At 67.5% G+C, this 24878-nt stretch carries 19 protein-coding genes and 1 tRNA gene; 12 read left to right on the top strand and 8 right to left on the bottom strand.

What is annotated here, in order from left to right:
• Window positions 1–59 precede the first annotated feature (59 nt).
• A complete protein-coding gene (locus ACLJPX_RS29855; RefSeq protein ID WP_410603745.1) occupies window positions 60–1646 on the bottom strand; it encodes a helix-turn-helix domain-containing protein in 1587 nt (528 codons plus the stop codon).
• Between the two features lie 130 nt (window positions 1647–1776).
• On the opposite strand from ACLJPX_RS29855, the gene ACLJPX_RS29860 reads away from it, so the two are divergent.
• Genes ACLJPX_RS29860 through ACLJPX_RS29885 form a run of 6 tightly spaced genes read left to right on the top strand, consistent with a single transcriptional unit; the run spans window position 1777 to window position 10194 of the window.
• On the top strand, window positions 1777–3654 hold the full coding sequence (locus ACLJPX_RS29860; protein ID WP_410603747.1) for an SIP domain-containing protein: 1878 nt from the start codon (window positions 1777–1779) through the stop codon (window positions 3652–3654).
• Between the two features lie 28 nt (window positions 3655–3682).
• Entirely contained in the window at window positions 3683–4666 is a 984-nt protein-coding gene (locus ACLJPX_RS29865; protein ID WP_410603749.1) for an ABC transporter substrate-binding protein, read from the top strand.
• A complete protein-coding gene (locus tag ACLJPX_RS29870; protein ID WP_410603751.1) occupies window positions 4663–5709 on the top strand; it encodes a FecCD family ABC transporter permease in 1047 nt (348 codons plus the stop codon). Before ACLJPX_RS29865 ends, ACLJPX_RS29870 begins: the two co-directional genes overlap by 4 nt.
• Window positions 5706–6800, top strand: a complete 1095-nt coding sequence (locus ACLJPX_RS29875) for a FecCD family ABC transporter permease (protein WP_410603753.1) — start codon at window positions 5706–5708, stop codon at window positions 6798–6800. The genes ACLJPX_RS29870 and ACLJPX_RS29875 overlap by 4 nt, the downstream gene beginning before the upstream one ends.
• Entirely contained in the window at window positions 6797–8449 is a 1653-nt protein-coding gene (locus ACLJPX_RS29880) for an ABC transporter ATP-binding protein (protein WP_410603755.1), read from the top strand. The genes ACLJPX_RS29875 and ACLJPX_RS29880 overlap by 4 nt, the downstream gene beginning before the upstream one ends.
• A complete protein-coding gene (locus ACLJPX_RS29885; RefSeq protein WP_410603757.1) occupies window positions 8446–10194 on the top strand; it encodes an ABC transporter ATP-binding protein in 1749 nt (582 codons plus the stop codon). Before ACLJPX_RS29880 ends, ACLJPX_RS29885 begins: the two co-directional genes overlap by 4 nt.
• A 99-nt stretch (window positions 10195–10293) precedes the next feature.
• On the opposite strand, the gene ACLJPX_RS29890 is transcribed toward ACLJPX_RS29885, so the two are convergent.
• A complete protein-coding gene (locus ACLJPX_RS29890) occupies window positions 10294–10488 on the bottom strand; it encodes a hypothetical protein (RefSeq protein ID WP_410603759.1) in 195 nt (64 codons plus the stop codon).
• Between the two features lie 38 nt (window positions 10489–10526).
• Here ACLJPX_RS29890 and ACLJPX_RS29895 point away from each other — a divergent pair, with 38 nt between their 5' ends.
• Together ACLJPX_RS29895 and ACLJPX_RS29900 are read left to right on the top strand one after the other, a co-directional pair.
• Entirely contained in the window at window positions 10527–11048 is a 522-nt protein-coding gene (locus tag ACLJPX_RS29895; RefSeq protein WP_410603761.1) for a hypothetical protein, read from the top strand.
• Window positions 11049–11491: 443 nt separating this feature from the next.
• Window positions 11492–12769, top strand: coding sequence for a hypothetical protein (locus tag ACLJPX_RS29900; protein ID WP_410603763.1), 1278 nt, complete (start codon window positions 11492–11494; stop codon window positions 12767–12769).
• Window positions 12770–12961: 192 nt separating this feature from the next.
• On the opposite strand, the gene ACLJPX_RS29905 is transcribed toward ACLJPX_RS29900, so the two are convergent.
• The 5 genes from ACLJPX_RS29905 to ACLJPX_RS29925 all read right to left on the bottom strand — a co-directional run bounded on the left by ACLJPX_RS29905 (window position 12962) and on the right by ACLJPX_RS29925 (window position 17852).
• Entirely contained in the window at window positions 12962–13339 is a 378-nt protein-coding gene (locus ACLJPX_RS29905; RefSeq protein ID WP_410603764.1) for a hypothetical protein, read from the bottom strand.
• A gap of 314 nt (window positions 13340–13653) precedes the next feature.
• Window positions 13654–14652, bottom strand: a complete 999-nt coding sequence (locus tag ACLJPX_RS29910; protein WP_410603766.1) for a hypothetical protein — start codon at window positions 14650–14652, stop codon at window positions 13654–13656.
• Between the two features lie 780 nt (window positions 14653–15432).
• Complete coding sequence (locus ACLJPX_RS29915) at window positions 15433–16152, bottom strand: hypothetical protein (protein WP_410603768.1); 720 nt, start codon at window positions 16150–16152, stop codon at window positions 15433–15435.
• Between the two features lie 295 nt (window positions 16153–16447).
• On the bottom strand, window positions 16448–17506 hold the full coding sequence (locus ACLJPX_RS29920; RefSeq protein ID WP_410603770.1) for a TIGR02391 family protein: 1059 nt from the start codon (window positions 17504–17506) through the stop codon (window positions 16448–16450).
• A gap of 273 nt (window positions 17507–17779) precedes the next feature.
• Window positions 17780–17852, bottom strand: a tRNA-Ala gene (locus ACLJPX_RS29925).
• A 268-nt stretch (window positions 17853–18120) separates the two neighbouring features.
• Between ACLJPX_RS29925 and ACLJPX_RS29930 the strand changes: the two genes are divergently transcribed.
• Together ACLJPX_RS29930 and ACLJPX_RS29935 are read left to right on the top strand one after the other, a co-directional pair.
• On the top strand, window positions 18121–20274 hold the full coding sequence (locus ACLJPX_RS29930) for an RICIN domain-containing protein (protein WP_410603772.1): 2154 nt from the start codon (window positions 18121–18123) through the stop codon (window positions 20272–20274).
• A gap of 104 nt (window positions 20275–20378) precedes the next feature.
• The gene (locus tag ACLJPX_RS29935; protein ID WP_410603774.1) at window positions 20379–20936 is read left to right on the top strand and encodes an HdeD family acid-resistance protein; all 558 of its coding nucleotides are present in this window, start codon (window positions 20379–20381) and stop codon (window positions 20934–20936) included.
• On the opposite strand, the gene ACLJPX_RS29940 is transcribed toward ACLJPX_RS29935, so the two are convergent.
• Complete coding sequence (locus ACLJPX_RS29940) at window positions 20937–21656, bottom strand: hypothetical protein (RefSeq protein ID WP_410603776.1); 720 nt, start codon at window positions 21654–21656, stop codon at window positions 20937–20939.
• Between the two features lie 32 nt (window positions 21657–21688).
• On the opposite strand from ACLJPX_RS29940, the gene ACLJPX_RS29945 reads away from it, so the two are divergent.
• The gene (locus tag ACLJPX_RS29945) at window positions 21689–23344 is read left to right on the top strand and encodes an FAD-dependent oxidoreductase (protein WP_101612919.1); all 1656 of its coding nucleotides are present in this window, start codon (window positions 21689–21691) and stop codon (window positions 23342–23344) included.
• Window positions 23341–24762: an ATP-binding protein gene (locus ACLJPX_RS29950; RefSeq protein ID WP_101612920.1), complete on the top strand. Its 1422-nt coding sequence runs from the start codon at window positions 23341–23343 to the stop codon at window positions 24760–24762. The genes ACLJPX_RS29945 and ACLJPX_RS29950 overlap by 4 nt, the downstream gene beginning before the upstream one ends.
• The last annotated feature ends 116 nt before the right edge of the window (window positions 24763–24878 follow it).

Raw genomic sequence — 24878 nt, forward strand, 5'->3', positions numbered from 1 at the left:
GGACCGTAGCAGGCGTGACTTATATAAGGAAGAACTGGTATTTGGGAGGGTCCCGTAGGTCAGGGCCTCCTGGTCTCACGCTCCTGGTAATCGCGCGGTGAAAGGCCGTGGAAGCGGGTGAAGGCGGAGCTGAAGGTCGGAAGGTGGGCATACCCGAGGCGGCGGGCGACGGCGCTGGGTTTGGCGAAGCCGGCGAGCATGTCGCGGGCGATGCGCATGCGGGCGGCGTAGCGCCACCGGGAGAAGCTCATACCGGTCTGTTCGCGGAAGGTCCGGTGGACGGCGGCGGGCACGTCGGGCCCTGATCCGCCGGAAGTACCGATGCGGCGGAGGTAGTCGATGGCGGCTCCCCGTGCCAGGGGGTCGGTCGGCATCGGCAGCGACAGCGCTCGCTGCGCGGCGACCTGGTCGGCGAACAGGTCGAGGACATGGCCGGGGTCATAGCCGTCCGGCCGCATCGGGGTGCGCGCGATGATGGAGCAGAACAGCAGGTAGTCGTCCCAGTCGGGCGAGAACTGGACCTGCAACGGCTCGGTCAGCCGCAGGTCGCCGGCATCGGCGTCCCCGATCGGCAGCGAGATCGAGTCCTGATGCACGCCCGTGACGTGCTCCACGCCCGCCGGGATCCAGGTCGCGACGCCCCGGCCCCACTCGTAACGACGTTCGCCGATGCCCAGGTATCCGCTGCCGCGGTACGCCCAGCAGAGCACGTGGGAGTCGTTGGCGTGCGGGATCGTGCGAGTCGCGGGAAGCAACCCGGGTGCGTCCGGCGCGACCCTGCCACCCCGCATCATCGTCACGAGGTCCTCGGCCTGACGCACGGCAGCCGTGCGCCGGGAGTGGTCACCGGCGGCAGGGTGCGCGGAGAGCGTCCGGCTGAACTCGTACGGAGTCGACCCGAACTGCTGCCTGAACGCGCGGGTGAATCCGCTGCGGCTGGCGAAGCCCACCCGCGCGGCCACCTGGTCGACGCCGAGCCCGGCGGCCAGGAACTCGACGGCCGCGCTCAACCGGCAGCGCAGCCGCCACTGCTCGAAGGTCAGCCCGGTGTGGGCGCGGAAGTCGCGGAGCAGGGTCCGCGGGCTGGACAGCACCCGTGCCGCCCACTCGTCGACGGTGAAGTCGAGCGCGGGATTCCGCAGCAGCTCGTCGGCCACTTCCCGGGCCCCGCCGGCTCTCGGCATCGACGGCGGATCGACCCCGTCCGGCCGGGTGTCTTCGCTTCGCGGCGGCGGTCGCCGTCCAGCGCCGCGAAGAAGATCGACGAGCGCGTCCTGGGAGTATCCGTGGCCGGTCAGCGGCGTGACCATGAGGTTGAAGTGCTGGATCAGCCAGTCCTGCCAGCCGTCGGGAACCACGAACCGTCTCGGCTCGGCAGTGTTCTCGGAATGGGTCTCGGCGGCGAGACTCGGATGCGTCAACAGCGGGAAGGCGACCGTGCCCGGTTCGGTGACGAGCGTCCACTGGTTGCCGGGATTTGCCGGAATCCAGACACCCTCACCGCCGGTTAGCCGGCACTCCGGGCTGTCCTCCATCCGGAGGCACGCCGAGCCCGTACGGACCCAGAGCAGGAGATGCTCGGGCTGGTCCCATGAGCCGCTGGACCGCACCCGGGGGATCGACGGCGGCCGGACATCCACGCCCATGGCGTCCTAACTATGTGGCGATCCACGCACACCGCGAGGAGTAAGGATTGCCTAACATTAGCGCCGCCCCCCTGTCGATGGTGGAGGGCGCCTCGTCACCTTCGTCCCGTTCGGAAGGGCTGTTCCCCGCATGCCGAAGACCTCACGCCGGATCACCGTGCGCCCCTTGACCCTGCGGGAGGTCGAGGTCGTCCGCGTGCGGGACCTGACGCCGGGGATGCGGCGGATCACGGTGGCCGGTGCGCAGCTGGGCGAGTTCACCTCGGCGAACGGCTTCGCCCAGCCGGCGTTCGACTCGACCGGTTTCGACGACGACATCCGGTTGGTGTTCCCCTATCCCGGCCAGGACCGGCCGGTGCTGCCGGTGCAGCAGGAGAAGGGCCTGGACCTGCCGAGAGATCCGCGGCCGTTGACGAGGCTCTACACCGTCCGTCGCTGGGTGCCCGAGACGGGCGAGCTGGACGTCGACGTCCTCAAGCACGGTATCGGCGTCGGCACCACCTGGGCGTACCGCGCCCAGGTCGGCGATCGCGTCCACTTCTTCGGCCCGAGTTCGTCGCGGGCGCTCCCGCAGGACGCGGACTGGCTGCTGGTCGCCGGGGACGACTCGACGATCCCCGCGATCGCCCGCCTGCTCGACGAGCTGCCCGAAGGCTCGAGGGCGCAGGTGTTCATCGAGGTCGCCGAGGACGAACACCGCCAGGAGCTGCGTGAACTGCCCGGCGTCGAGGTGACCTGGCTCGTGCGCGACGGAGCCGAGGCCGGTACGACCCGCCTCCTGGTCGACGCGGTCAGGAACTGCGCCTGGTGGGACGGCAGGCCGTTCACCTGGCTCGCCGGGGAACAGGCGGCGGTGCGCGACCTCCGGCGTCATCTGGTCGAGGACAGGGGACTGTCCAAACAGGACATCGAGTTCAGCGGGTACTGGCGTCGCGGCGAGGTCGTCGCGCTGGAGACCGACGGGGCGGTGCCCGATCCCGCGAAGACGAGGACCCCGCTCGAGAAGCTTCACGAGCTGACCGAGCTGATCGCACCGATGGCGATCCGCACCGCCGTCGAGCTGGACCTTCCCGAGCTGATCTCCCGCGGCGTGACCGCCACGGCGGACCTGGCGGGCAAGGCGGGCGCCGACGAGCGGGCGCTGGGCAAGTTGCTGCGCTACCTGCACACCCTGGACATCCTGACCGAGACCGAACCCGGCCACTACGACCTGACGTCGGTGGGCGAGGTCCTGACCGTCGACTTCATGGCCGACTTCCTGCACCCCGCCGGGGTGGCGGGGCGCGAAATGCTCGGCATCCGCGGGCTCACCGAGTCGATCCGCACCGGCCGGCCCGCCTACGCTTCGGTCGCCGGGCGGACCTATGCCGAGGTACGGGCCGAACAGGACTACGAGGACCGCTACCTGGAACGACTGGCGAAGTTCCAGGCCACGCTGGCCGAGCCGATCGCCGCCTCCGACATCCTCTCCGGTGTCCGGCACCTGGTGCTCCACTCCGGCGGTGCGGGCGCCCAGGCCGCCGAGTTCGTCGCCGCCCACCCCGGCCTGCGGATCACGATCTGCGCGTTGCCCGCGCAAGCCGACTGGCTGCGCCGCGACCTGCCCGACACCATCCCCGACGAGCGGCAGCGCGCCCGGGTCGGCGTGGTCGAACAGTCCGTCTTCGAACCCGGCCCCGCCGCCGACGCCGTGTTCGTCATCCGCGCGTTCAAGAACCTGGCCGACGCCGATGCCGCCCATGCCCTGCGCCGAGCGGCCGAGAACCTCCTCCCCGGCGGCCGGGTCCTGCTGGTCGAAGACCTCTTCGACACCGACGACCTCGACGAACACGACGGTGAAGCCGATCTGCTCGCCCTCACCGTGCACGGCTCGGGGCTCCGCACCGCCGACGAGCTCGACGCCGTCATCGCCCGGGCAGGGCTCGAACGGAGCGTGACGCACACCGTCGGCTGGGGCACCACGGTCCACGAACTGACGCGCCCCGACACCCACCCCGACACGTACTGACCTTTCCCCGAAACGAAGAAGAGAAGACATGACCCCTCTACGACGACGTGGCGCCGCCCTGGCCGCCGCCCTGGTGAGCACGGCGCTCGTCCTCACCGCGTGCGGCGGAGCCGGCACCGAAGATCCCGCCGGCTCGTCCGCCGAGACCCGCACCGTGCAGGCCGGCAATGGCGCGGTCAAGGTCCCGGTCGCGCCCCAGCGTGTCGCCACCCTCGGCAACACGACCCTGCCGTTCATCGACCTCGGCGGGAAACCGGTCGGCGTCACGGCGGAGTCGGACTCCGACGTCGCACTGTTGTCCCCGGACGAGCAGGCGAGGTACAAGTCGGCCACGATTCTCGCGCCCAGCGCCGACCAGGTCGACATGGAGAAGCTCGCCGGTCTGAGGCCGGACCTCATCCTGGTCCAGATACCCGAGCCCGAGTTCGAGTCGATCAAGGCGCAGCTGACGGTGATCGCCCCGACCGTGTTCTTCGGCCTCGACACCGAGTGGAAGGCCCTCGCCGACGGAGTCGCGCAGGCAGGCAACATCACCGGTGCGCTGAGCGAGCAGAAGGCGGCGTTCGAGCAGCGCCGTGCCGCGGTACAGGCGAAGTACCGCGGGATCATCGACCGCACCTCGTTCGTCGACGTCATCCGCTACTCGTCGTCCGATCCCGGGACGTTCGCCATCGCCGACATCGGTTGCTCCGAGATCGCCAGGGACGAGGTCGGCATGAAGTTCCCCAAGGCGGCCGAAGGTGCCGATCCCCTGGCCTGGACGGCCTTGCCGTTCGAGCAGATCGGTGAGCTGTCGAAATACGACGTGATCACCTACCCCGTCGACGCCGCGGGCCGGCCGACGGAGCCCTTCAAGCCGGTGGTCGAGACCAACACCTGGAAGGCGCTGCCCGAGGTGAGCTCCGGTCACGCGCTCGGGGTCTTCTGCCCCGGCAACAACTCCTATGGATCCGTCATCCGGTACCTGGAGTCGCTCGACCGCGCACTGGCGACCCTTCCGGCCACGGGGTGACAGCCCTCGCCCTGCGGCGGGACGGTCCGGGCACCGTGGGGGTGGTGCCCGGACCGCGTCGTCGTGTGCTCGGGCTGGTCGTCGCACTGGTGGCGCTGGCCGTCCTGCTGGTGCTGAGCGTCATGATCGGCTCGACGGCGATCGCGCCGTCCGTGGTGTGGGACGCGCTGGTCCACTCTTCGGCAGGCATCGACCAGTTCGCGATCCGCGACTACCGGCTGCCGCGCACGATCGTGGGTCTGGTCGTCGGCGTCGCGCTCGGCCTGTCGGGCGCGTTGATCCTGGCGCTCACCCGCAACCCCCTGGCCGATCCGGGCATTCTCGGCGTCCACGCAGGCGCGTCCTTCGCGGTGACGGTCGCCGTGGGTCTGCTCGGCGTCAGCGACGTCCACGGCTACCTGTGGTTCGCGTTCGCGGGCGCGCTGATCGTCACGCTCATGGTGCTCGCCATCGGGTCGACGCGGCAGGGCTCCTCACCGGTGGTCATGGTGCTCGCCGGGGTCTGCGTCGGCGCGGTGCTCGGGGGTGCCAGGGAGGCGCTCCAACAGACCAATCCGGCCGCGTTCGACGCGATGCGGAGCTGGAACGCCGGTTCGACGGCGGGTCGCTCGCTCGACGTGGTGTGGCCGGTCCTGCCGTTCTTCGCGGTGGCGCTCGTCCTGGCCGTCGCGGTGTCGGGTTCGCTCAACGCCATGGCTCTGGGTGACGAGATGGCGGTCGCCCAGGGCGTCGCCCTGGCGCGCACCCGCGTCCTCGCGATCGTCGCGATCACCCTGCTCGCCGGGGGTGCGACGGCCATCGCCGGACCGATCGCCTTCGTCGGGCTCATGGTGCCGCACGTGGCCCGCTGGATCGTCGGCCCGCACCAGCGCTGGATCTTCGCCTACAGCGCGGTGCTGGGCCCCGTCCTCCTGCTGACCTCCGACATCCTCGGCAGGCTCGTGATCCGGCCCGGCGAGATCCCGGTCGGGGTCGTCACCGCCTTCGTCGGCGCCCCCGTCCTCATCGTGCTGGCGCGCCGGAAGAAGGCGAGCGGACTGTGAGCACAGGCGTGTCGTCACGGTCGGCCCGCGCCCGCCCGGCGCCCGGGGAGCGGGTGGACTCCGGGCGACGGGTGCTGACCGTGCGGTGGTGGCGGGTCGCCGTACGGCTCGACCTGCGTTCGGTCGTCGTCTGCCTGGTTCTCGCGCTCGTGATCGCCTGCACCGCGGTGCTCGCGCTGATGACCGGCTCGTACCTGCTCAGCCCCGGGCAGGTGGTCTCCGCGCTGGCCGGCGGGCAGACCGGACTGGTGAACGACATCGTGGTCGGGTGGCGGCTTCCGCGGGTGACCGCCGCGCTGGTGTTCGGTGCCGCGCTGGGGGTGAGCGGGGCGATCTTCCAGTCGATGTTGCGCAACCCGCTCGCGGACCCCGCCGTCATCGGCTTCTCCGAGGGCTCCTACACGGGCGCGCTGGTGGTGATCCTGGTCGCCAACGGCACGTACTTGCAGCTGGTCGGCGGGGCGCTGCTGGGCGGCATGGCCACCGCCGTCGCCGTGTACCTGTTCGCCTTTCGACGCGGAGTGCAGGGCTTCCGGCTGATCATCATCGGCATCGGCGTCTCGACCTTACTGGCTTCGCTGAACACCTGGCTGATCCTCAAAGCCGACCTGAAACAGGCGATGGCCGCGGCGGCCTGGGGCACCGGGTCGCTCAACGGCGTGTCCTGGAACCAGGTGACCATCGGCGGCGCGTGTGTTCTCGTGCTCCTGCTGCTGGCGGGGATGTCGAGCCGTCCGATGCGACAGATGGAGCTGGGTGACGACGCGGCCGCCTCCCTCGGGGTGCGGGTCACTCCGGTGCGCCTCGGCCTGGTCGTGGTGGGCGTGGCGCTGACGGCGACGGTCACCGCCGCGTCGGGGCCGATCGCGTTCATTTCCCTGGTCGCGCCCCAGATCGCCCGCCGGCTCGCCCGCACCGCGGGGATCACCCTCGCGCCCGCCGCCGTCGTGGGCGCGCTGCTGTGCCTGTCCGCGGACTACATCGCCCAGCACGTCGCGCCCACCCCGCTCCCGGTGGGGATCATCACCGTCGTGCTCGGTGGCGGCTACCTCGGCTGGCTGCTTTTCACCGAAGCCAGGAGACGTCTGTGAACACTCCGCCCAGCACGCCGGCGGTACGGCCGTTCGCCGTCGGGCCGGAGACGACTCCCGGCCGGTTCGTGCTGCACGTGATCGGATCGGTGCGGCGGAGCACCGTCCCGGCGATGCTGCTGGCGATCGTGTGGCAGGTGGGTGAGTCGGCGGTACCGGTCGTGATGGGCGTCGCGATCGACCGGGCACTCGCGACCGGCGACGCGGGCCAGCTGGGGCTGTGGCTCGGTGTGCTGATCGGGCTGTACGTCGTGTTGACGGCGGCGGCCGGGCTCTCGTTGCGGCTGACCGTCTCCTCGGTCCAGCTGGTGCAGCATCGGCTGCGGGCCACCCTCTCCGCCCGGGTCCTGCATCCCGTCGGCGGAGCCACCCGGGCACCGGACGGCGAGGTCGTGTCGGTCATGACCAACGACGTCGGACGCCTGTCCAACGGGACGTTTCTCGCGATCATGCCGATCGCGAGAATCTTCACCATCGGGTTCATCGCCGCCTCGCTGCTGGTGACGCACTGGCTGCTCGGGCTCGTGGTGCTGGTCGGGGCGCCGGTGTCCGTCTGGCTGATGGGACTGTTCAGCGAGCGGCTGTCCCGGGACACCCGCGAGTACCAGGCCCTGCTCGCCTCCACGGTCGGGCGGGCGACGGATCTGGTCGCCGGCTACCGGGTGATCAAGGGGGTGCGGGCCGAGACCGAGGCCACCACGCGCTATCGGCAGGCCAGCGGGGCGGCCCTGGTCGGCGCGCAGCGCAACGCCGGGCTGCTCGGGCGGTTCCTGCTGGGCTCGGGCGTCGTCACCGGCGTGTTCGTCCTCGCGGTGACCGGACTGGCGGGCTGGTTCGCCGTGGGCGGGCAGCTGAGCGTCGGCGGGCTGATCGCCACCGTCGGCCTCACCCAGGCGCTGCTGCCACAGGTGGAGTCGATCGCGAGACTCTCCATCCCCAACCTCGCGGGCTCCCGCGCCTCCTCCGCACGTCTGCTCGATGTCCTGCGGGGTGCGGACGGGCCCGCACCGGCCGACGGCGACCGATCCCCGGTGTCCGCGCCGGCGGTGCCCACGCTGGACGTGGTCGGTGCGGGCGTGCGTGTCCAGGTCGAGCCCGGTGAGCTCGTCGGAATGCGCGCCGACGCCCCGACCGCCGCACGGCTCGCCGAGGCGCTGCTGAACCCGGAGGGCGACCGGGACATCGAGGTACGGCTCGACGGACTCGCGGTACACGAGCTGAGCCCGGCCGGGTACCGCTCCCTGGTCACCGTCGCACCGCACCGGGTCACGCTGTTCACCGGCACGATCCGCGACAATCTCACTCCCACGGGCGCCGTGCCCGAGCGCCTGGACGCCGCGGTGCGGGCCGCGGCCTGCGACGACTTCGCCGCCGACCTCGACGATCCCGTCGGCGAGAACGGCAACCGCCTCTCCGGGGGCCAGCGCCAACGGGTCGCGCTCGCGCGTGCCCTGGCGACCGACGCGCCGGTACTGGTGTTGCACGACCCGACCACCGCTGTCGACTCGGTGACCGAGCAGGTGATCGCGGGGAGACTCGGTGCCGTTCGTACCGGACGCTCGACGCTGCTGATCGCCTCGTCCCCGGCACTGCTGGCCGGCTGCGACCGCGTCGTGGACCTGCTCGCCGACGTCTCGGAGGCCACATGACCGCGACGACGACCGCCGACGATGCGTTGCGCGTCGCCACCGGACCGGAGACTGCGCGCGAGGTGTGGCGTACCAGCCGTGGGCTTCGGCTCCGCATCACCGCCGTCGTCGTGGTGGGGATCGCCGGCTCCGCCGTCGACCTGGCCGTTCCCGTGGCCATCGGCTTGCTCGTCGACCGGGTGCAGGGAGGCACCGCCGATCTCGGCACGGTCCTGATGCTCACGGCGGTCATGATGGGCTCGGCGGTCCTCGGCGCCGCCTGTGCGGCGGTGACGATCGTCCTGGTCACCCGCGTCTTCCACCGCATCCTGGCCGAGCTACGGGAACGGCTCGTGGAGCGTGGCCTGAGGCTCCCGCAGCACGTCGTCGAACGCGCCGGCACGGGGGACCTGATCTCCCGGTCCAGCGACGACGTCACCGCCGTGGCCGATGCCGCCCCCGCGGTGATCCCGGCTCTCACGGTCACCGCGTTCACCATCGTCGTGTCGCTCGCCGGGCTCGCGGCGCTGGAGTGGCCCTACGCCGCCGCGCTCGTCGTCGTGCTGCCCGTGTACGCCCTCGCCCTGCGCTGGTACCTGCGCACCGGACCGGGGGTGTACCGCGCCGAACGCGCGGCGATGAGCGTGCGCGCCCAGCAGATCGTCGAGTCCCAGCGCGGCTACGCCACCGTGCTCGGCTTCGGACTCGCCGAGGAGCGGCACCACGCCGTGATGGCCGCCTCCTGGCACGTCGCGGTGCAGGCGCTGAGGGCCCGGACCGTGCAGAGCAGGTTCAACGTCCGGCTGAACCTCGGTGAATGTCTGAGCCTGGCCGCCGTGCTCGTCGTCGGCTTCGTCCTCATCGACGCCGGAGCCTCCACCGTCGGTGGCGCCACCACCGCCATGCTGCTCGTCCTGCGCCTGCTCGGGCCGGTCAATCAGCTGATGTTCGTCCTCGACACCCTCCAGTCCGCCCTCGCCTCGCTGAACCGCATGGTCGGCGTCGTCACCATTCCGGCCGACACTGCGGAGGAGGAGCAGCGATCGGCGACGGAGGCGGGCATCGCCGTACGGCTCCGCGACGTCGCGTTCCGGTACGACGACGACGCCCCGCGTGTGCTCGACGGCCTGACCCTCGACATCGCCACCGGTCAGCACGTCGCCGTCGTCGGCGCGTCCGGGGCGGGCAAGACCACGCTCGCGGCCGTGATCGCCGGCATCCGTCCGCCCACGGCCGGAACGGTGACCCACCCGGACCGCACCGCGGTCGTCACCCAGGAGGTCCACGTATTCGCCGGGACCCTGCGCGACAACCTCACCCTCGCCGCTCCGTCGGCCACCGACCATGATCTCAGCACGGCACTCGACGCCACCGGCGCCACCGCGCTCCTCGACCTGACTCCCGACGGGCTGGACACCCTCGTCGGCGTCGGCGGGTATCCACTCACCGACGCCCAGGCGCAGCAGCTCGCCCTCGCCCGCCTGCTGCTCGCCGACCCAGAGCTGGCGATCCTCGATGAAGCGACCGCCGAAGCCGGCTCCACCCACGCCGGTCTGCTCGACCGAGCCGCCCAGGCCGCTCTCGAGGGCCGAACCGCGCTGGTGATCGCCCACCGGCTCTCCCAGGCCGCCGCGTGTGACCGCGTCGTCGTCATGGAGCACGGGCGGATCGTCGAGGCCGGGACGCACGACGAACTGGTCGCCGCGGGTGGTGTGTATGCCGGGCTCTGGGCCGCGTGGTGGGACGGGCAGCGGCTCGGCGGATGATGGCGTGCTTCTACGGCAACGTGGCCGGGGAGAGGCTCCGGGACATCGCGAGCGAGCGACGCAAGCTGGAGTGGCGCCTCGAAACCGCGAACGCCGACCTCACTGACAGCGCCCCAGCTCATCAACGCCAGTCTCGCGCTGCTCGAACAGCCCGAGAAGCTGTACCGGTGCTGCAACGACCAGCAGCTTGCGGATCAGGTGGCCGCGAAGTACGGAACTGGGGGAGCAGTCCTCGTAGTCACCGCTGCCTGGACGGGGGCGCGATGGGGCGAGCTCGTCGGGTTGCAACGCCACAACCTCCACCTCTACGACGACAACACCGAAACATCGTCGTGGACCCCGACTTCGGCGCGCTCCACGAACCCAACAAAGGCCCCCACTTCCTCGGCCCACGGGAAACAGAGGAATCCGCACGGACCATCACCCTGCCGCCCTTTCTCGTCTTCTTGCTCCGCGCGCACCTTGCCAGCCACCGACACCGGCATGTGTTCGTCACGCCGCAAAGTCAGCTGCACCGACGCAACAACTTCAGTCGCCGCGCGTTCCGGCCGGCAGCGAACGGCAACCTTTCCATCGCCAACCCAGAAATCCGGCTACAGCCCGTCAAACCCGGACTTACCTTCCACGGCCTCCGACATAGCCACAAAACCTGGCTGATCTCCGACGGCGTGCCGCGAGTCGCCCAGTCGCCTCGTCTAGGGCACGTACTTGCCGACAAAGTCGAGGAAACATACTCTCACGTAGCTTCTGCCGTTGAACAACGTCTCATTGATGCGCTGCAACTCCGCTGGGCGAAAGCCGTCGCTGATAGTGGCGCGGCACCCGAGGAAACCAGTTGGCGTGCAGCCGCGTAGAACGCCCGGACTACTACGTGCCTTAGCTCGAAACCAATACTGGGTAACTCGAGCGAGACTCGAACGTTGTGCGCCCACGAGCAACTCGCGGTGACGGTAAATCGCAGACTGCGCGGTGAATCCTTGCGGTGGCTCCAAGTCGGTTCTTGGGTCTTGCAACATCTGAACTTGAGAATCGGCATGTTGCGAGAGCCTCCCGCAGTTCGAGGTTTACGTTGGTTCGCATGACTGCCTCGTCCGCCCGCCCGGCGAGGCTCGTGCCCATCCATGTGGGACACCCGGAGCCCTCGCCGTCGATACAAACTCCGCCACCCGTGATCCTTGGCAGCGGGGGCGGCTCCTCACGAGGCGTAGCTCATCGGCCAGAGCAGCTACGCCTGTCGCCACCAACGGCTGCCAGCGTCGAGTGGGCGAAGTATGGCCTTGAGCCACGATGGGTGGGGATGGAAAGCGCAGACTGTGCCGTCGCGGTACAGCCAAGCATCTACTTCAAGCCCGGCGCTAACGAGCTGGAGAGGTTCATCGCCGGAGCTGTCAACCGGGATGAGATCGCTTTGGTGGTAAGTATGGTCGGGTTCGCGCACGACGAGGCACCGACCTCGGTGTTCCATCATTCTGATGACTCGTTCTCTCTACCTGATCTTCAGGGAAATATCGGCGGCAGTCGCCTGCTCTCTGGTACGCGCCCCAAGCTCGTCCCGGGTCTGAATGCTGCCGACCGCGATCTCGGCTTGCGGCTTCTCAACCGTTCCTCTAAGGCTCCTTGGTGGTCCCTGCAACTGAGAGGAATCACCTCGTACCCGGGCGGTGGCGGGCCTCCGAAAACACATGAAGCGGACGGTGAACTCCACCCCATCCTCATCGACGCGCTTGGTATGCCCGTCGTCGCCGTGTACGTGCCGTCGAATGGACGGCAACGGTGGTACGTCATCCCGGACCAACTCGACTGGAACACTGTCCTTGACTGGATAGTCCACAAAGGCTTGCCCGCCTACGCTCCTGGAGTCCTTCGGCGGCTACGGGTTGCCTCGTATGTCGACCCAGAGCTGCAAACCCCTGCTGAATCGGTCGCCCGTCAAGACCTCGCTGATATGGAAATTCGCCATGCCGAGGAACGAACGCAACTGGAGGCTGACCTCTCACGCGCGGAAAACGAGGCGGAGACAATACGCTCTGGCCTCTTATATGGGACCGGATCCGAGCTAGTGGACGCTGTCGCGGCTGTACTTCAAGCCGCTGGATTCACCACGGTCGATCTCGACGCAGAGCTTGGCGCGACTAGTTCGGCGGACCTGTTGGCCTCTCTCGGGCAACGCCACTACCTGATCGAGGTCAAGTCGCAAGGTGGAAATGCTGCTGAGTCCCTCGTAGGGGATCTTCTGCGACACCTCGGCACCTGGGGTGGACTCCGGCCAAAGCTGCCTGTAGACGGAGGTGCTCTGGTGGTCAACAACCAGCACAAGTTGACGCCTGACCTGCGATCACGCCGCGTTTACAGCCGACCGGAATTCGTCCAATCTCTCACAACGCCGGTCGTCGGCACCCGTGACCTGTTCGACTGGTGGCGGCAATCCGACTGGCAGGCGATCCAACATGCGGTGATGGGCACGAAGCCATACACGAACAAGGCCGATGGACCCACTGCTGCAAACGACCGCAGCACAACGCCATTGTCACCCCTGTGGTCTTCGAGTCGGTCATGGTTTAGAAGGAAAACTTAGGTCGACTCCTCTGTGAGTGGACCGGCATGCGCGGGCAGTTGCACTAGTCGCGATCCCGGGTGTTCCTATACGTCAAAGGACGCAGAGGCCGGGTAGTCGGCGATGATCGACGGTGCATCGTGGTGCCGGTGCGCGCCTAGCTTGCTGGGATGTTCGGCTGCGGATTTAGCAATGCTAGATCGACACGCGCTGTTAGGCGTACGTTGCTAGCCAGCGGCGAAGAAGGGCCGCCGCGTATTCTTGTTGTTCTACCAGCGTCAGGGGGATCGGTGTATCGTCGTTGGCATGCCTGCCGCCTTTCAGTGGCGAAAGTTTGTTCGCCGACCGTGTCAGCCGTGCCTGCCAGTTGCTCGAAAGGCCGAGAGCGGACGATATCCCTTTTGTGCCAATGAACTCGCGCTCCGCGTACTCGTAAATCATGTAGACGTCAGCAGCTGCACGGTTGGCGCGGCCATTCAGCCATAAGGCGTTTCTCAGGTTCTGGCTGTTATCGATACCGCGTGCAGCGGTGGAAGCGAACGCGTTGATTTCACCCCCAACTGTGCCATAGCCAACCACGGTGCCGACCATGATCCACTGGTTGCCAAGTTCGTCGCGAACAGCGCCCTCGCCGAGCCCGTGAAGCCCCTCAGATCGCAGCTCTCCTGCGCTGGGTCTCCAAGCCCTCAGGACACCAAGTCCGGTTTGGAACTTTGCGCGAGCAGCTTCACGCTCGACCGTCCCAGTCGGAGACCCCTCAACCCATATTCGCAGGCCATTCTCACCAGGCGTCCGCTGCACGCAGCCGGGAAAGATGACGGCGCACATCTCCATCAAGACGTCTTCGTCTGCGCCTTGACTAAGTGCTGGAGCAGGAAAGGAGATCAATCTAAGCTCCTGTCAGTCTAAACGTCGTGGGCGACGAGCTTCAGGAAGTCACGAGCCTCTTGGATGAGGACTGGCACCTCGGTCTGCAGGTTCAATGAGTGGGTGCTGTACGTGATCTGATCCTTTGCGAGAAGGTCCTTTTGTTCGAAGATGGTAAGCGCATCCGCGTGCGGTTTCTTGCGCACCTGGCCCAGGGCGCGATCTTCGATGTGTTCGTAGGCGTTTCGAATCTCGACTACCGCAGGCCGCTTCGCGTGTACCGTGGCCGGTACCTCGACGACCACACCCAGCAGCGCAGACGCTTGCATCACCATGTCGAGAACCCTACCCAGTGCCACCACGGCCAACTCCACTGTCGAAACCAGTGTGAAGACGGTCCGCCGGATGGCGGGACCAGCTAATTTCTCGTCATCGAGAAGGATCTTGAGTTTGCCGACCTCCTCAAACAGGGTGTTTGCCGCATCAAGGCGGCGGGCAGCAGCCAGCAGATAGCGTCCCTTTACGGCACCTGCGTCTTTGGTGAAGCGAAGCCATGTCCAAAGTACGGGGGTCAATGGCACGTAACCAGTTTTATCCTGGTGTTCGAAGGCGTCGATTTCCTCGAGTTCGACGACTATGGAGCCAGCTTCTAGCTGGAGGTCATCGCCGGGGCGCACATGAACCCGGTCCCCATTATCGGCCTCTCCATGTCGCAAGGTTCTTGCGAAGACTCGTCCGTCCTGGCGACGTACTGGTACTACGCGTGAGGCAAAGAGGTATCCTGTCGTGTCACCTACCTCGGGAGACAGTTGGTGGCTTAGATGGGAAATTGCTTCCATGACGACGAGCTCGTCGCCTTCGTAGATAGGCACTCGTGCTGGGTTGTCGGCGTCGCCTGGGTCTGCTTGGCGGACGAAGACTTTACTGCCGTCTCTCCAGTCGAACACCACACGAACTGATTCGCCTGTCCTGGCGAGAGTCACGTCTTGTAGCCAGCCGATAGGTTCCTTGTCAATGTTGCTCGCCGACTCTGTCATGGTGGGATTGTTCCACGATGCGCTACGTTATGGCCTAACCTCAAATAGGGCGAAGGTGTCAAGATGTCACGAACTGGTGGCGTATGTCGTGGGCTCACATCCGCCTTCAGTGTCGTGATCAGGACCCAGTGGGACGTGGCCTGACTCCCGCGCCTGGCTGCCACGCTGGCGGAGGCAACATGACGGGGCGCCCGCGGGCATATTCGAGCCGCCTGTGCGATGGCGGCACTAATCACCAATCCACTCGCGGTGTCGCCGCAGAGGCTTAAGCGTCAGGTTCGTGCGCTCGACTGTCACTGGAGGCCACGGGCAATGTGGCCGGCCGCCGCGGTCATGACACCGCCGAAGGAGAGCCGGTCTCGGGGGACCGTGCGGAATATTAATCGAGCTTGAAGCCGTCGAAAGCGTCGACCCGATCGCCGAGCCGTTCCGCACTGTCCTAATCGAGCGCACGAACTCGCAACGATTCCGAGCTGGAGATCTGCTCGCCGTCGCCCGGTTCTGGCACAGCGGGCGAGGACGACGCCGTCGTTCACCACCAAAGAGATCGGCGAGTTTGTCCGCGACTACGGGCTATGCCTGTCCGCCGTGGAATGCCTGATCAAGCTCGCCGGGCGGCAGTCGACGCTCGCCGGGCGCCGACGTGCCAGAGAAGGTCAAAGGCAACCTCAAACGCCGTGGTTACCGATGTGGCGGTGCGGATGTGGCAGGCACAGGAAGGAACGCGGGCGAAGTGCCTGAACTGGTTGAGGGCGACGTTCGTTCTTGACGGCCGACTCTTCAGGCACGAGCAAGCTCGCCGTTCGGGTGCCGCACCCATCTAACGTTGTTTGCGTCGCTGAAGGCGAACGTGATCGATGCTTGGCTGATGATCATCAGCATGGCTTCGATTACGAACCGATCGTCGAGCAAGATCGGAGCCATTCCCGGCGGTAGGTCGTCAAGGGAGGCTTCGACAAGCTGAGCTTTTAGGAGCGTTCGCTCCTTCAGCAGAGCTGCTTCGAGAATTTGGTGAAAAGTCTCAGGCGTTCGCTCGAAATCCTCAGGAGTAGTGGTCGGGCGCAGCATTAACTGCGTGTCGATGTACGGGGCCGGGCCATTAGGGAAAGTCACGGTTGCTTCGGCCTTATAGATCGGCATACCGCCGCCGTTGATGTACTTCAGCACGAAGCGTGCGGATGTGCGTACAAGCTGCTCTGGAGACTGAACCGTCTGCTGGTTCCGCTGGGCTTCGGTCTGCTCGATCCAGAGGGCAACCTTCGATGCAAGTTCGCGTTCCCGCATCTTCTTGGCGTCGAGGTCACTTCGTCGCCAGCCCTCGACTGCGATCCATACGGCGACACCAGCGGCGCCGATCGATCCAGCCCCTCCGACCCACTGGCCCCACGCGGACCACCAGTCGGCGCCTTGGCGTAACACAACACTCACGATGATCAACAAGGAGAAGGCGAGCGCAAGCACGGCGCCGAGGTAGCGTACGTCGATCTTTCCGAATCGCATGGGGCGAAGTATCGCGCATCCGTTTCTTTAGGGAAGGTTCGATGCGGATCTTCTACTGGCTCGCTGGGCTACTCCGGCTTTCGTCGTTGACTGAAGTTAGGGCACCGATGTGTCCCACGTGGCGGTGGACCAGGTTGACCAAGGGATAGGACAGGTCCATTTACGGTGACCTGTCCAGCAGAGCAGCGCGTCGACGTTGAGGTCTCCGCCGCGAGTGGGTGAGGCCCGTCGCCGGCCACCTGACGCTCCACGCGTTGACCGCGCGGACTGCGCTGCAGAACGCCGGATGACGTTCTTACTCGGTTAAGGAAATTGGGGCCTCGACGATGTCGCATTCGTCGACCCAACGGGCCAGGAGGCTCAGCGCGGACAGTCGCTCGAGGGCTGCTTGCTCGTCCAGTTCGCTGAGGCTGTGGGCAGCGCTGTTCCGGATTGTCATCTGCATACCGGGAGCGAAGGAGAGTAGACCGGAGTTCATGGTCTTGACGTCTTGGTCGTTCGGGTCGCCGGGCCAGCGTAGCCGCGGCTGCCCAGGGCGAGGGTCCTTGTCCGAAAAGGTTTGCCTCCACAGGTCCGTGGCGGAGACGTCGTTGCGTTTCGTGCGGGCCTTTACCATCGCGACGACGGACTCGGATGCGGCGGCCACCGCTTCCCGGAAGTGCCCGTCACGCCATAGCCGAGCGATTGGCCCCCATGCCGCTGGATGCATGGCCTCTGCGCCTACGGTCGGTGGAATCTCGGCCTCGGCTCGCAGGATCAACTCCTCGAGCTTGCCGAGGGCGTAGTCGCATGCGCTCAAGACGTCGACGCTCTCCAACATCGGCTTGGGGCGCGTGATCGTCACCCAGTTCATGAACGGGTCGACCACGTCGCTGCCCATCGGGCCTTGAACGGAGATGGACGTCGCCGTGAGTTGCGCGGCAGCAGACGCGCGGCCGGCCAAGCGAGTCACCTTTTCCCGGCGTCGCGTGATCTCGTCTGGATCAGCCTCATCGAGTGGTATGACCGCAGGGGCGATTCCCGGCGCCAGCGAGCCGAAGCCTTCGTTGATCACGTGCAGCTCGAGGAACTCGACCAGCGCGGCGCGGAACTCTTGAACGGCCTTTGCTACCGCCTTCAGGTAGTTCGGGTTCTTACGAGCTTCCATCGCTTGATCGTCGCACGGCGTCCAGCGCTGGTAGGGAAGCTGGCCCGTGTCGGTTGTGGACGATGGGTAGTGACCGAGTTGTAGGGCCGCGACACCCATCATCGGATTCATTAGACGGCACACCGCCCAGGAGAGCTGATGACTCGGCTGGTCACGCCGCTCAGCGGGGACCAAGTCCGCGCGGGCGCTCAGGATGTCATCGAGCACGCCCGCCAGAATGGCACCGCCCCAGCGTCATTGCGGTCGCTCGTCGGCTGCAGGCCGCAGATCTACCTGAGCGGCATAGATGCCCCTAAAGGATCACCCAGCTGGGGTACTGGCCGGGGACAATTTTGGTGACCCCATTTGAAACGGGGTCATGGCATTGCCCCAGTCTTGCTCCAGTTGCTGAAGTTCGGCGCGGCATTTCTCAAAGTGAGGCCCAACGAAAAAACCGCCCTACCTCGGCGGATCTGCCAGGTGGGCGGTGTTTCGTCACTGTGGAGCTAAGGGGACTCGAACCCCTGACCCCCTCACTGCCAGTGAGGTGCGCTACCAGCTGCGCCATAGCCCCGGAGCGAAGTTGTACTCCGCATCTCGTGTGTCCATACATTACACCGCCCGCGCGGGTCGTTCGCGAGGGGGTCGCTCTCGGCGGTCTCGATCGCCAGAAGCGGCGCTGACCTGCATCTTTGAGACTTATTTTTAGACGTGTATTGACTCCGCGTGTGACCGCCGTTACGTTTTCGACCATCGTGACGCCGAGGTCCCCGCCCGCTACGCCGCGTCTCCACTGGGCTCCGCCTCAGCTCGCCCTGCCCCATGACGCGGAGGAGGTCCTGATGAGGGCCAGAGCAGCCTTGATAGCCCTGTTTTCGCTGGTCGGAGCGCTGATAGTGGTGGCTCCGGCGGCGCAGGCGGCCATCGTTCCCGATACTTGGTACACGGTGACGGCCGGCAGCGGGAAATGCGTGGACGCGCGGGCCGCCGGGTCGGCGAACGGGACGGTCGTCCAGCAGTACGCCTGCAACCAGACCTTTTCCCAGCAGTGGCAGTTCCAGCCGACCTCGGGCGGCTACTACCGGGTCAACACGCGCAACAACCCGGCGCAGGTGTGGGACGTCGCCGACGTGTCGACGTCCGATGGCGGGCTGATCCATCTGTGGGCTTACGGCGGCGGGAACAACCAGCAGTGGCAGCCGGTCGAGGAAGCCGGTGGCGCGTACCACTTCGTCAGCCGCAACAGCGGCAAATGCCTGGACCTTCCGGGTCTCTCCACTCAGGACAGTGTTCAGCTGCAGCAGTACGCGTGCAACGGCTCGAGCGCGCAGTCCTTCCGGCTCACGCCGGTCACCGGCACCGCCAACCCCGACCTCGGGCCGAACGTGCTCGTCTTCGACCCCGGCATGGCGCAGTCGGCGATCCAGTCCCAGGTCAACAGCGTCTTCTCGCAGCAGGAGACCAGCCAGTTCGGCTCGAACCGGAAGGCGCTGCTGTTCAAACCGGGTTCGTACAACGTCGACGTCAACGTCGGGTTCTACACGCAGGTGCTCGGGCTCGGGCTGTCGCCGGACAACGTGACGATCAACGGCGCGGTGCACGCGGAGGCCGACTGGTTCCAGGGGAACGCGACGCAGAACTTCTGGCGTGGCGCGGAAAATCTCTCCGTCAACCCCGCGGGCGGCACCGACCGCTGGGCCGTTTCGCAGGCCGCGCCCTACCGCCGGATGCATGTCCGCGGCAACCTGCAGCTCGACGACGGCGGCTGGTCCAGCGGTGGCTGGATGTCCGACGTCAAGGTCGACGGCCAGGTCCGGTCCGGTTCGCAGCAGCAGTGGATCTCGCGCAACTCGCAGTTCGGCAGCTGGAGCGGCTCCAACTGGAACATGGTGTTCGCCGGGGTCAACGGCGCACCCTCGACCAGTTTCCCGAATCCGCCGTACACCACGGTGAACACGACGCCGGTGGTGCGCGAGAAGCCGTTCCTCTACGTCGACAACGCCGGCGCGTACCAGGTCTTCGTGCCCGCCACGCGCACCAACGCGTCAGGCATCACGTGGGGCGCCAACCAGCCGGGGGCGTCGCTGCCGATCAGCCGGTTCTTCATCGCGAAGCCCGGCACGACGGCTTCGCAGATCAACGCGGCGCTCGCCGAGGGCAAGGATCTGCTGATCACGCCGGGCGTCTACCACCTGAACGAGACGCTGCGCGTGACGCGGCCGGACACCGTCGTGCTCGGCCTCGGCCTGGCGACGCTGATCCCGGACAACGGCATCACCGCGATGACGGTGGCCGACGTCGACGGCGTCAAGGTCGCCGGTGTGCTGATCGACGCGGGGACCACGAACTCGAACACGCTGATGGAGGTCGGCCCGGCCAACTCCGCCCAGGACCACGCGGCGAACCCGACTTCGCTGCACGACGTGTTCTTCCGCATCGGCGGCGCGGGCGTGGGCAAGGCCACCACCAGCCTGGTGGTCAACAGTGACGACGTCATCGGCGACCATCTCTGGATCTGGCGCGCCGACCACGGCAGCGGCGTCGGGTGGAACACCAACACCGCCGACACCGGCCTGATCGTCAACGGTGACGACGTCACGATGTACGGCCTGTTCGTCGAGCACTACCAGAAGTACCAGACGATCTGGAACGGCAACCGCGGCCGGACGTACTTCTACCAGAACGAAATGCCTTACGACCCACCGAATCAGGCCTCCTGGATGAACGGGTCGACGCGGGGTTACGCGGCCTACAAGGTGGCGAACTCGGTGACGAACCACGAGGCGTACGGGCTCGGTAGTTACTGCTACTTCAACGTGAATCCGAGCGTGGTCGCCGATCGCGCGATCGAAGCGCCGAACAATCCGAACGTCCGGTTCCGCAGCATGGTCGCTGTCTCCCTCGGCGGGAACGGAACCATCAGCCGGGTCGTCAACGACCGCGGCGGACCGGCCAACTCGGGATCGACCGTGGCGAACCTCGTCGCGTATCCCTGATGGACCCCGGTGCGCGCCGTGATGGCGGTCGCGGCGCGCACCGGCCTTCACCCTGACGAGTGGTGTGCCGCGCGCTCTCCGTCCGGCGCTTCGATACTCGGGGCATGCCTCTCGCCGGTCTCACCGTCGTCGAACCCCGCCTGGCCTGGCCGCTCGCCGCCGTCCGCGGGGTTTTCGCCATCCTGTTCGGCGTGCTCGCGCTGATCTGGCCGGGAGCCACCGTCCTGGCCCTCGCGATCATCTACGGCGTTTACGCGATCATCGACGGCATCGGCGGCCTGATGCAGGCCTTCCGGCCGGGTGACGCCGCCCATCGCGCCGCGTACGGAATCCTCGGCGCCTTCGGCATCATCGCCGGTGTCCTGGTCCTGCTCTGGCCGGGGATCACCGTGCTGGTGCTGGCCTTCCTGGTCGGTTTCTGGGCGATCTTCACCGGCATCGTCGAGATCGTCGCCGCGATCCGGCTACGCAAGCAGATCGAGGGCGAGGCCTTCCTCATCGCGGCGGGCGCGCTCTCGCTGATCGCGGGCATCGTGATCGTGTTCAACCCGCTGGCCGGCGCCTACGGGATCGCGCTGCTGGTCGGGATCTACGCCCTGCTGTACGGCGTGATGCTGCTCGTCCTGGCGTTCCGCCTGCGGAAACTCGCTCAAAGCGCCTGATCACCGCCAGGCCTGCCTCGCGTAAACCTCGGCTCCGGCGCGGCGCAGGTTCGACAGGCTCGGCGAGCCCTCGACAGCGGTCGCGACGGCGAAGCGGTGCCCTTCGCGGGCGGCCGCGGCGAGACCGTGCAGCAGCAGCCGTGCCTGCGCGCCCTTGCCGCGGTGGGCCCGCGGCGTGGCCGAGCCGCCGAGGAGGACGCCAGGACCGTGCGAGCTCAGGGCTGCCGCCGAGATCGGCACGCCGTCCTCGACCAGCAGCGACCGCCGGATCCGCGGATCGCGGTGTTCGGCGGCGATGAACTCCGTCACGGCGCCGCCGCTCTCGTAGCCGTCGAGCAGGATGCGGAGGAAGACGTCGATGTCGGGTGAGTCGTCGACGTCCGCCTCCACCGGAGGGAACTCCGTGAGCGGGAGGACCGCGATCGGGCGGACGCCGTCGGATGCGAAACCCGCACCTGGGGTCAGGCCCGGCGGGAGCACGAGCGCCGGCCGGTCACCTTCCCAGCACGAAGACCCGGCGAGCCGGACGGCCTGTGTCAGGTTCACCTCGGTGACGCCGGAGATCGTGCGCAGGAACCGCAACTCCGGAGCCGTGGCCAGAACCGCGAGCAGACCGTCTTCGCGCCACGCCTCGAAGGAGCCGGGGAGCCCCGCCGCGGTGGCCGCTTCGCACGCGACGACGGCACGGTCGTGGATCACTTGTTCGGCTTCGGCCAGCATGACCCGAACGTAATAGGACGTAGGCTGATCCGGTGAGCCAGCCGATCCTGTTGACCGTCGACGACGATCCCGCCGTATCCCGTTCGGTCGCCCGCGACCTGCGCAGACGGTACGGAAAGGACTACCGGATCATCCGGGCCGATTCCGGGGCCGACGCGCTCGAAGCGCTGCGCGAGATCAAGCTGCGCGGCGACGCCGTGGCCGCGATCCTCGCCGACTACCGGATGCCGCAGATGGACGGCATCGTCTTCCTCGAGAAGGCGATGGACCTGTTCCCGAACGCCCGCCGCGCGCTGCTGACCGCGTACGCCGACACCGACGCCGCGATCCAGGCGATCAACGTCGTCGACGTCGACCACTACCTGCTCAAGCCGTGGGACCCGCCGGAGGAGAAGCTCTACCCGGTCATCGACGCGCTGGTCGAGACCTGGCGCGCGGTGGGGGAGCGGCCGGTCGACGAGATCAAGCTCATCGGCCACCGGTACTCCTCGCCGTCGTTCCACCTGCGCGACTTCCTGGCGCGCAACGCCGTGCCGTACCGCTGGTACTCGGTCGACGACGACGAAGGCCGCCGGATCCTGGAGGCCGCGGACGCCGCGCCGCACGACATCCCGGTGCTGGTCACCCCGGACGGGACGGTGCTGCGCCAGCCGTCCGGACCGGAACTCGCCGACGCCGTCGGCCTGTCCACGCGCCCCGCGCAGGAGTTCTACGACCTGATCGTGATCGGCGGCGGGCCGGCCGGGCTCGGGGCGGCCGTGTACGGCGCGTCGGAGGGCCTGCGGACGGTGATCGTCGAGCGCAAGGCCACCGGCGGGCAGGCGGGCACCAGCTCCCGGATCGAGAACTACCTCGGCTTCCCGGACGGCGTTTCCGGCGCGCAGCTCACCGACCGCGCGCGGCGGCAGGCGTTGAAGTTCGGCGCCGAGGTGCTGACCACGCGCGACGTCGTGGGCCTGGAGGCGCGCGGTTCGGCGCGGGTCGTGCTGTTCGGCGACGGGACCGAGATCGCCGCGCATTCCGTGGTGCTGGCCAGCGGCGTCACCTACCGCGCCTTGGAGGCCAAGGGCATCGCCGAGCTCGCCGGCCGCGGCGTCTACTACGGCTCGGCCGCCACCGAAGCGCCCGAGTGCAAGGGCGAGCACGTCTACATCGTCGGCGGCGCGAACTCGGCGGGCCAGGCGGCGGTGTTCTTCTCCAAGCACGCCGCCGAGGTCACCATCCTCGTCCGCGGCCAGTCGCTCGAAGCGTCGATGTCGCACTACCTGATCGAGCAGATCGCCGGCATCGGGAACATCCACGTCCGCACGCGGACCACCGTGGTCGAAGCGCACGGCGACGACCACCTCGAATCGCTGACCCTGTGCGAGAACGGCGGCGCGACCGAGACCGTGCCCACCGGCCACCTGTTCATCTTCATCGGCGCGGCACCGCGCACCGACTGGCTCGGCACGGAGATCCAGCGCGACGACCACGGTTTCGTGCGGACGGGCCCCGATCTGCTGACCGAAGGCGACCGGCCGCCGGGCTGGCCGCTCGACCGCGACCCGCACTACCTCGAGTCTTCCGTCCCCGGGGTGTTCGTGGCGGGAGACGTTCGCGCCGCTTCGGTGAAGCGCGTCGCGTCGGCCGTCGGCGAAGGCGCCATGGCGGTCACCCTGGTTCACCGGTACTTGGAGGAGCAATGAGCGTTCTGCCCAGGGAGGAACTGCGCGGGCTCTTCCTTTTCGAGCACCTCAGCGAGGAACAGCTGGACTGGATCGACGAGCACGCCGTCCTCGAGCAGTACACCGGCGGCACCACGATCATGCGTGAGGGTGATCCGGCGACCTGCTTCTATCTCCTGCTGTCCGGCGCGCTGCGGATGACGCGGCTCGTCGGCGGTACGGAGGTCGAGACGATCCGGTCCGACCAGCGTGGCGCGTACTGCGGCGCGACACAGTTCTTCGTGCACCAGGAGAACGAACACCACTACGGCGCTTCGGTACACGCGGTCAGCGACCTCACCTTCCTGACCCTGCCCGCGGCCGAGTTCGCCACCGAGTTCCGCCGCTGGTTCCCGATGGCGACGCATCTGCTGGAGGGCATGTACCTCGGCTGGCGCAACAGCGACACGGTGATCGGCTCGCGGCGGCGCCTGCTCGCGCTCGGCGAGCTTTCCGCCGGGCTGACCCACGAACTCAACAACCCCGCCGCGGCCGCCGTGCGCGCGACGGCGGCGTTGCGGGAGCGGGTCGCCGGGATGCGGCACAAACTCGCGATGCTGGCGAAGAAGAACGTCGACCCGACGTTGCTGGAGCAGTTGCTCGAGATCCAGGAACAACTGGTCAAGCAGGTCGCCTCGGCGCCGAAGCTGACCGCGATGCAGCAGTCCGACCGCGAGGACGAGATCGGCGACTGGTTCGACGACCACGGCATCGACCAGGGCTGGGACCTCGCCGACATCTACGTCCGCGCGGGCCTGACCGTGCCCGATCTGGACCGGCTGCTCGACTCGGTCGGGGAGACCTTCCTCGACGGCGCCGTCCGCTGGCTGGCGTACGCGCTCGAGACCGAGATGCTGATGGGCGAGATCGAGGATTCGACGACCCGGATCTCGGTGCTGGTCGGCAAAGCCAAGCAGTACTCCCAAATGGACCGCGCGCCGCACCAGTGGATCGACGTCCACGAAGGGCTCGACTCCACTCTCGTGATGCTCGCGGGCAAGATCACGCCCGGGATCCGCGTCGTGAAGGAGTACGACCACGAGATGCCGAGGATCCCGGCGTACGCGGCGGAACTGAACCAGGTGTGGACGAACGTCATCGACAACGCGCTCGGCGCCATGGGCTCCGAAGGCACGCTGACCCTGCGGACGTCGCGGGTGAACGATCACGTGCACGTCGAGATCGGCGACACCGGGCCGGGTATCCCGGCGGAGATCCGGCAGCGGATCTTCGAGCCGTTCTTCACCACGAAACCGGTCGGCCAGGGGACCGGGCTCGGTCTGGACATCTCCTGGCGCATCGTCGTCGAACGGCATCAGGGCGACCTCCGGGTCGACTCGGAGCCCGGTGACACGCGGTTCACCGTCTGCCTGCCGGTTTCGGAGCAGTCGGTGATCTGACGGCACCTGCGCCGATTTTCCTTCTGCCCCAACGTTTCGCCAGTAACTGACGACTTCTTCCGTTCATCGATCGTTCACTTCGAAATGGCTCGCCCGCGCGTCAAATGAGGTGAACG

It is taken from the genome of Amycolatopsis sp. lyj-90, assembly GCF_046549035.1.
GTDB lineage: Bacteria > Actinomycetota > Actinomycetes > Mycobacteriales > Pseudonocardiaceae > Amycolatopsis.

What these genes read in the sequence shown, in the direction of transcription:
- ACLJPX_RS29855 (WP_410603745.1), bottom strand. Translation starts at nt 1,646, where the DNA reads ATGGGCGTGGATGTCCGGCCGCCGTCGATCCCCCGGGTGCGGTCCAGC.
- ACLJPX_RS29865 (WP_410603749.1), top strand. Translation starts at nt 3,683, where the DNA reads ATGACCCCTCTACGACGACGTGGCGCCGCCCTGGCCGCCGCCCTGGTG.
- ACLJPX_RS29910 (WP_410603766.1), bottom strand. Translation starts at nt 14,652, where the DNA reads ATGACAGAGTCGGCGAGCAACATTGACAAGGAACCTATCGGCTGGCTA.
- ACLJPX_RS29935 (WP_410603774.1), top strand. Translation starts at nt 20,379, where the DNA reads ATGCCTCTCGCCGGTCTCACCGTCGTCGAACCCCGCCTGGCCTGGCCG.
- ACLJPX_RS29905 (WP_410603764.1), bottom strand. Translation starts at nt 13,339, where the DNA reads ATGGTCGGCACCGTGGTTGGCTATGGCACAGTTGGGGGTGAAATCAAC.
- ACLJPX_RS29940 (WP_410603776.1), bottom strand. Translation starts at nt 21,656, where the DNA reads ATGCTGGCCGAAGCCGAACAAGTGATCCACGACCGTGCCGTCGTCGCG.
- ACLJPX_RS29930 (WP_410603772.1), top strand. Translation starts at nt 18,121, where the DNA reads ATGAGGGCCAGAGCAGCCTTGATAGCCCTGTTTTCGCTGGTCGGAGCG.
- ACLJPX_RS29860 (WP_410603747.1), top strand. Translation starts at nt 1,777, where the DNA reads ATGCCGAAGACCTCACGCCGGATCACCGTGCGCCCCTTGACCCTGCGG.
- ACLJPX_RS29885 (WP_410603757.1), top strand. Translation starts at nt 8,446, where the DNA reads ATGACCGCGACGACGACCGCCGACGATGCGTTGCGCGTCGCCACCGGA.
- ACLJPX_RS29950 (WP_101612920.1), top strand. Translation starts at nt 23,341, where the DNA reads ATGAGCGTTCTGCCCAGGGAGGAACTGCGCGGGCTCTTCCTTTTCGAG.
- ACLJPX_RS29900 (WP_410603763.1), top strand. Translation starts at nt 11,492, where the DNA reads ATGGAAAGCGCAGACTGTGCCGTCGCGGTACAGCCAAGCATCTACTTC.
- ACLJPX_RS29915 (WP_410603768.1), bottom strand. Translation starts at nt 16,152, where the DNA reads ATGCGATTCGGAAAGATCGACGTACGCTACCTCGGCGCCGTGCTTGCG.